This is a genomic window from Kribbella sp., assembly GCF_035687465.1.
In the GTDB taxonomy this organism is placed as follows: Bacteria; Actinomycetota; Actinomycetes; order Propionibacteriales; family Kribbellaceae; genus Kribbella.
Window position 1 is genome coordinate 1 of the sequence record NZ_DASRXP010000066.1, and the last position, 6,607, is coordinate 6,607.

Here is a 6,607-nt window from a genome sequence, read left to right on the forward strand (position 1 = left end):
CCCCGCACCCCAGCATCCGAGTCTGCACCGCCCGCATCGATGTCCGGGTCGACGGCACCGTCCGCATCCGCGTCGGTGTCCGGGTCCGCGGCACCGTCCGCCTCGGCGTCCGGGGCGGCGTCCGGGGCGGCGGCTAGATCACTTTCGAGGTCGGCGTCGAGGTCGGCGTCGCTGGCGACGTGATCGTCGAGGTCGCTGCCGAGATCTGCTGCTGGGTCGGGGAGGGCGGCGGCGACGGCGGGGTATTTGGGGAGGGCTTTGGCGAGGGTGAGGTCGCGGCGGACGTCGCGGGGGTGGCGGTTGTGGCGCAGCGACAACAGTTCGACGGTGTCGTGGGCTCCTAGGTTGGCGGCATCGCCGGAGTCGTCGACGCTGGCCATGTAGTGGAGCCGGACGGTCTTCAGGCGGGCGAGCTCGGTCTCGACCGCGTCGAGGACCTGCAGCCGTTCGCTGCTGGTCTTCGACCATGCCGGTCGCGCGCCCAAGATCTCCATACCCAAGACTCTAGACACTGCCTCCGACAGTTTTCGTTCGGAATGCCCTTATCTGTAAGGGATTCCGAAGATTGTCTGGATCTTGTAGGTGGTATCGAATCAGGCCAAGTTGTCCACAGCAACCTCTGACCTGTGGAAGGTTGAGGTGACCTTCAGAGCCGTCCGAGTAAGCCACCATCCCCGGCGTGCGATTGATCGGTGCCGAGAGGAGGTCGGCCTCGGTCGCGGCCCGCAGAGATCACCGATTCCAAGAGGATCTGGGGTGGCGTGCGCTGGACCGTGGTCGAGGGTTTCCAGGATCAGCGTTGCCAAGCGAGTTCAATTCATGCCCTTCGCGATCGCGGAGGATGCCGACGGTCAACTCGCCATCGAGATGGTCGGTGACGCCGCCGATGAGGAGGAGATGCTCGACCTGCTCTGGCGTGGCTTTCGCGACCGGTCGGACGACCTCGTGGCCGTGGTCGTCGCCGAAGACGTCTACATCCCTTCGCTGGAATCCGATGCCCTTCAGATCTACTCCGAGCACCGCGAACGAATCGCAGTCGAGACGACTGCGCCGTACCGTCGGAAGCGGCTCCGTCGCTCCCTTGAATTCGGCGAGTTCCTTCTCGCCCCAGGGATCCTTCGGGTCTGGTGAAGGCCAGCGCTGCACGGCCTACTAGCCCCCGTACTCCGGGTCACGCGCGGCCGGTCGTGGCGGGAAAGTTGGTGGCCCGGGTGAGGTGGACTGGGTACCGTCGATGGGTGGATGACAGGCGGGTCAGGCAGATGCGGGAAGAAGATCTGCCCGTCGTCGAACGGGTGTCGGAGCGAGTGTTCCTCGAGCCGGGTGAGCAGGGACGGCCGCTGAGGATCATCCAGGCGTGGATCGAGTGGGCGCGGCACCTGCTCACCGTGGATCCGGCGGGCTGCTGGGTGTCGGTCGGCGCCGGGGGCATCAATGGGTTCGCGTTCTCGCAGAACCGTGGCGGGTTCTGGTACCTGACGACGTACGGCGTGCTCCCCGAAGCCCGCGGTACCGGCATCGGCAGGCAACTTCTGGACGCCGTCCTGGCACACGCCGGCGATCGCCCGGGGATGTTCAACTCCACCACCCACCCCGGCGCCACCCGGGTCTACCGGCAGGCCCGGTTCTCCCTGCTCCCGGAGATGCAAATGGTCGGCACGGTCGACCGGTCCACGATCCCGGTGATCAAGGGCATCAACGACGGCGACGAGAACGACTTCGACTGGATGAACGAGTTGGACACCAGCCTGCGCGGCGCCGGTCACGGACCCGACCACACCTTCCTGCTGAACTCTCAGCGACTCGTCGTCGCCGGCCGGCGTGGCTACGCGTACATCGACCACCACAACCGCGCGACCCTTCTCGCAGCAACAGATCCCGCGACTGCACAGGACCTGCTCTGGGAAGCCCTCGCCTCCTCCTCTGGAGACACTTTGGTCGACTTCATCACGAGCGCTAACGACTGGGCGATAGACGTCGGCCTGACTGCGCGCCTCAACCTGGCAACCGAGGGGTACCTCGCCGTCCGCGGGATGCCGGCACCGGCGCCCTACCTACCTGGCGGCCGCTTCCTCTAACCCGCGGCTGAGGTCGACGAGCAACTCGGAGCAGGCCGCGCCTCCAGTGACAGTCGAGAGCCTGGATACTCTCCAGCGATGTACGCGCTGAGCGTGGTCGGTGGGCGTCAGTGAGATCTGGCGACTCCGGGCACCGCACTGTTCTTGCGTTGGGCGCACAGTTTTTCGTCAACGGTTTCATCTACGCGACCCTCGTCGCCCGTCTGTCAGAGGTCCGCGACCAGGCCGGGGTTTCCACCGCTGGGCTCGGTCTTGCCCTGTCGGCCGGCAGTCTGGTCGCGCTCACCGCCAGCTTCTTCAGCGGTGTTGCCATTCGCCGTGCAGGCTCCAGACCGATCCTGGTCGCTGGCGGCCTGTTCTATGCCGCCGCCCTGGTGGGGATCGGAGCCTCAGGCTCCGCAACCCTCTTGGTGGTGACGCTGGTCGTGCTCGCGGCCTTTGACGTCTTCGTCGACGTTGCCATGAATCTGCAGGCCTCGGTCATCAGCGCGCTGCGGCCGCGACCGGTCATGAGCCGGATGCACGGTGTCTGGAGCGTCGGCGCGCTTGCTGGTGGAGTGACCGCCGCTGGCGCCGCACAGTTCGGTGTTCCGCTCATCGCGCACTACGGTGGCGTCGCGGGCGTGGCCGTCATCGCCTTGCTGATCATCGCACCGGATCTCTTGCCGTCAGACCAGCCTCATCCCCTGCAGCAGCTGCTGACCCCGGGCAGCCGGACCAAACGCTGGACGTTGCTTGGCGCTGCCGCGATCAGCCTGGCGATGGCCAACGCGATGGCCGAGACGTTCGAGATCGCGACTGGCGAGTGGGCAGGGCTGAGAGTCCGTGATGACCTCGGCGCGGGCGCGGGGATTGCTGCCGCGACCTTTGTCGTCTTCACGGTCGCCATGGCCAGTGGGCGACTCTTCGGCGACCATGCCACCTCCCGACTCGGTGGGGCGATGACCGCTCGAGGTGGGTTGGCGATCGCAGTCATCGGAGTACTGCTGGCGACATTGCCTGGATCGGTCATCCTCACACTGGCAGGGGTTGCGATGATCGGGCTCGGCATCTCGGTGCTGGCACCTCAGCTCGCCGACGCGGCCGCTCGCGCACCAGGGCGACCCGGCAGCGGGTTCACTGCCCTGTTCATCGGCCACCGGGCCGCTGGGCTCTACACACCTGCGGCCGTCGGGATCCTGGCAAGCAGCAGCGTTCTGTCCGTGGGCTCGGCAATGGCACTGGTCATGATCCCCAGCGCGATCGTTCTCGCCTGCGTCATCGGCTTCGTACTCCGGCTACCAGCTCGCCTTTGATCTCACGCGCCTGCTCGGCGGAGGCGTTCTTCGCCTTGGGTCAGCACTTCGGTGAGGGCGACTGGTTGGGTGTGCCAGAGGAACTCGGCTCGGGCGTTGTGCAGGGCGGGCCACAGGCTTGCGGCCCAGGCCAGTTCCCGTTCCTCGACGGCGAAGGTCCGGCCGCGTGCATTCTCGTACGCCGCGATGAAGGCCTCAGAACTGTGGAGCGGCATCAGTGTCGGGATTTCCGCGCTGGCGAACGCGCCACTCGCGGCGCCGACGAGCGCGGCCTCGGGCAACCACGCGATGCTGTCCCAGTCGTGCACGGCGTGCGGACCGTCGGCATTCCAGCGGAGATTCTGGGCTTCCCAGTCCGCGTGGCCGAGGACACGCGGTAGGTGTCCGGACTTCATCAGGCGAGCGCGGGCGCGGGTGGCGATCGCGACCAGGGGCGGCGGGAGCTGGGTCGCCAGGGGGCGGATGTCGTGGAGCTCGTTCGGCGGCCAGAGGCCGGGGCCATCGTGGTCCCAGTTCACCCATTCGGGGTTCGGCAGTGGGGGCGACAGGCGAAGATCTTCGACGATCACGGCGAGTTGGGCATAGAGCTGGGCCGACCGCTCGGCGATCTCCGGGCTGTCCCCGCGCAACAGTTCGCCGCCTGGACGCCACTCCTCAGCATGAACCGCGAGCCCGTCGAGATCCGTCACGTCGGTCAAGGGCCGGGCACAAGGGAATCCGGCATCTGCTGCGTGGTGCTGAACCGCGACGCAGGTCTTCGCACGCGCTGTCGGATCGCTGCGGGACTTGATCACGACGCTGCGGCCGTCGTCGAGGCGCACACCAACCACTTCCGCCATCTGAGAGACGCCCATCAACCGCTCGACAGGCGTGGCTCCCAGTTGTCGCTCACACCACGCCACGAGTCGGCGATCGAGCTCAGCCACGGGTGGACACGATCAGATCGGCACAGCTCAGCGGTGCATGGCGTAGTGGGCAGCGAGGAGGTCTTTGCCCCAGTCGTTGCGCAGGTCTCGCCAGACGGAGTGGATGTGGTTGGCGTCGTCCTGAGTGTTGTCGTACTCCGCGAGGAAGCTCGGGCCGGCGATCGAGTAGTAGTGGCCAATGCCTGGCTCGGTGCCACCGGCCCAGGCGAAGGTGAGTCGCTCGATGCCGTGGTCGGTGATGTCCTGCCAGGTCTGCAGACCGATCGGGCCGGCCGCGCGTCCGACGTACTGGCCGATCAGGAGGCTGAGGAGTTGGCGTTGCCCGGCGTTCAGTTCGCCGTACGGGAGGCCGCGGCGCAGGACGCCGGGGTCCGCGACCGGGTCGTGCCGGGTGAGGATGTCGTCGGGTGCGATATCCGCGACGATCGCGGCGGCTCGCTGGCCGGGCTCGAGCGCGTTGAGCAGTTCGAAGCCGAGGTCCTGCTCGGTCGGCAGCGTGCGCAGTCCGGCGTGCGGTCCGGACAGGACCTCGGCGGGCTCGGCGCCGAAGAACTGCGGGGTGAAACCGATCCCGCCGTCGACCATCGTCACGTGCAGCGCCAGGTGGTGCCCGTTGATCCGCCACGCCCACGGCTCGAGGCCGGCCGGATCACCGAGAATGCGGAGGAAGTACCGCTGGTCCGATCCCACGTCGATGGTCGAGCCAGACTCCGTCTGCGGAAGCCCCCGGCGTACCGCCTCGGCGAAGAGAACCGAGCGAGCATCCGCGAGCCCGCGCTCGCTCAAGGCCAGCTCGAGCAACCGCATCGCCAACTCCCGCTGGTCCGCGCTCAGCTCCGCCAACGTGATCCCCGGCCGGTCGCCGGGCAAGTAGGTCCAGACATCGTGGTCCGGCGTGTCGAAAGGCGCCGAAATCTTCTCCCGCTGCCCAGGATCCAGGCTCCCCAGCAGGGCTTGTGCTGCCTCGCGGGTCTGGTCTACAACCATGCCGATCGCTCCCGTTCCTTCGGTTCGTAGCCGCAGTTGAATCTTTGTTCGAACGGCCGGTCCAGCTTGTACCGGAAATCGGGCTGGCGCAGCAGGGCGCGCGTCTCGGCGTTGCCGGGGTTGCGCAGCGTCTCGAAGAACTTCACCGACCAGTGGAACCAGCGCATGCAGAACAGCCGCATCGTCAGGCCGTGCGAGACCAGCAGGACGTTGCGCGGCGAGTCGGCGGTCTCGAAGTCGCGGTGCATCGTCTCCAGGAAGCTCGATACCCGGTCGTAGACGTCGGCGCCCGACTCACCGTCGGTGAACCGGTAGAAGAAGTGACCGTAGGAGTCGCGGAGTTTGCTCTGCCGGTCGATGTCCTCGGTGTCCTGGTAGTTGGCCCAGTCCTGCTCGCGCAGCCGCGGCTCCTCGTTGGCGATCCCGATCAGGTCGCCCAGCCCGAGCCCTTCGAGCGTCTGCAGGGTCCGCAGGTACGGCGAGACGTAGACCCGCACTGGCTCGTTCTCGAACAGCTCGCGCAACTGGAGCCCGGCCGCGGCCGACTGGTCCCAGCCGTGCTGGGTGAGCGGGATCGCGTGGTCCGGCACCCGCTCGAAGATCGACTTGTCCAGGTTCGCTTCGGACTCGCCGTGCCGGATCAGCGCGATCCGTATCGGCCGCTGGCTCAGGTGCATCAGCTCTCCCCTCGTCGTTGCGTCCGAAAGAGCGAGGGGCCTGCCCCGCGGTTCTTCGGACGCAACGCCAGGATCGCGGCGGTCGCGGCGGCGGAGTAGGAGACGCGCCGGGCGAGAGCGGCCGTACGGCGGATGTCGGCGACGGCCGGTGGGGATCCGTCGCCGAGGGTGCCGCGGTTCTCGATCTCGTCGCCGTACGTGTTCGTGCCGCCGAGGCGCAGGTCGAGGGCGCCGGCGAACGCAGCCTCGACCGGTCCGGCATTGGGGCTCGGGTGTCCGGGAGCATCGCGCTGCCAGACTCTCCAGACCGCTGCCGGGCGGCCTGAGGTCAGACCGGTGAGCAGCGCACAGACTCGCGCCGGGACCAGGTTGACCAGGTCATCGAGTCTCGCTGAGGCCCAGCCGAAGTTCCTGTACTTCGTGGACTTGTACCCGACCATCGCGTCCAGCGTGTTCGCTGCCCGATAACCGAGCAGGCCAGGCAGCCCGAGTACGCCACCCCAGAGCAGTGGGGCCACGGCCGCGTCCGAAGTGTTCTCAGCCACTGACTCCACCGTCGCGCGGGCCAACTCGTCCGCTTCGAGGTCAGCCGCGTCGCGGCTGCAGAGGTGCCCGAGCCGGTCGCGTGCAGCCGGAATGTCCTT

Annotated in this window: 7 protein-coding genes and 1 pseudogene; 3 read left to right on the top strand and 5 right to left on the bottom strand. The window is 67.5% G+C overall.

Going from position 1 to position 6,607, the window contains the following annotated elements; all coding sequences use genetic code 11:
- Window positions 1-494: pseudogene (locus tag VFG33_RS03230) on the bottom strand (hypothetical protein); the annotation flags it as partial.
- A 325-nt stretch (window positions 495-819) separates the two neighbouring features.
- Here VFG33_RS03230 and VFG33_RS03235 point away from each other — a divergent pair.
- The 3 genes from VFG33_RS03235 (at window position 820) to VFG33_RS03245 (ending at window position 3,373) form a co-directional block, all read left to right on the top strand.
- On the top strand, window positions 820-1,131 hold the full coding sequence (locus VFG33_RS03235) for a hypothetical protein (RefSeq protein ID WP_325022197.1): 312 nt from the start codon (window positions 820-822) through the stop codon (window positions 1,129-1,131).
- A gap of 107 nt (window positions 1,132-1,238) precedes the next feature.
- Window positions 1,239-2,078 (top strand): GNAT family N-acetyltransferase, encoded by an 840-nt coding sequence (locus VFG33_RS03240; RefSeq protein WP_325022200.1) that lies wholly within the window; start codon window positions 1,239-1,241, stop codon window positions 2,076-2,078.
- A 149-nt stretch (window positions 2,079-2,227) separates the two neighbouring features.
- The gene (locus tag VFG33_RS03245) at window positions 2,228-3,373 is read left to right on the top strand and encodes an MFS transporter (protein WP_325022202.1); all 1,146 of its coding nucleotides are present in this window, start codon (window positions 2,228-2,230) and stop codon (window positions 3,371-3,373) included.
- A gap of 2 nt (window positions 3,374-3,375) precedes the next feature.
- On the opposite strand, the gene VFG33_RS03250 is transcribed toward VFG33_RS03245, so the two are convergent.
- From VFG33_RS03250 to VFG33_RS03265, 4 genes are all read right to left on the bottom strand, one after another.
- Window positions 3,376-4,299, bottom strand: coding sequence for a protein kinase family protein (locus VFG33_RS03250; protein ID WP_325022203.1), 924 nt, complete (start codon window positions 4,297-4,299; stop codon window positions 3,376-3,378).
- Between the two features lie 27 nt (window positions 4,300-4,326).
- Window positions 4,327-5,286, bottom strand: coding sequence for a DUF3500 domain-containing protein (locus VFG33_RS03255; RefSeq protein WP_325022205.1), 960 nt, complete (start codon window positions 5,284-5,286; stop codon window positions 4,327-4,329).
- Window positions 5,277-5,963 carry a phosphoglycerate mutase family protein gene (locus VFG33_RS03260; protein ID WP_325022207.1) on the bottom strand — a complete coding sequence of 229 codons (687 nt, stop codon included), beginning with the start codon at window positions 5,961-5,963 and terminating at the stop codon, window positions 5,277-5,279. The genes VFG33_RS03255 and VFG33_RS03260 overlap by 10 nt, the downstream gene beginning before the upstream one ends.
- The coding region (locus VFG33_RS03265; protein ID WP_325022209.1) for a cobalamin biosynthesis protein at window positions 5,963-6,607 on the bottom strand (645 nt) is incomplete at its 5' end. The genes VFG33_RS03265 and VFG33_RS03260, both read right to left, overlap by 1 nt.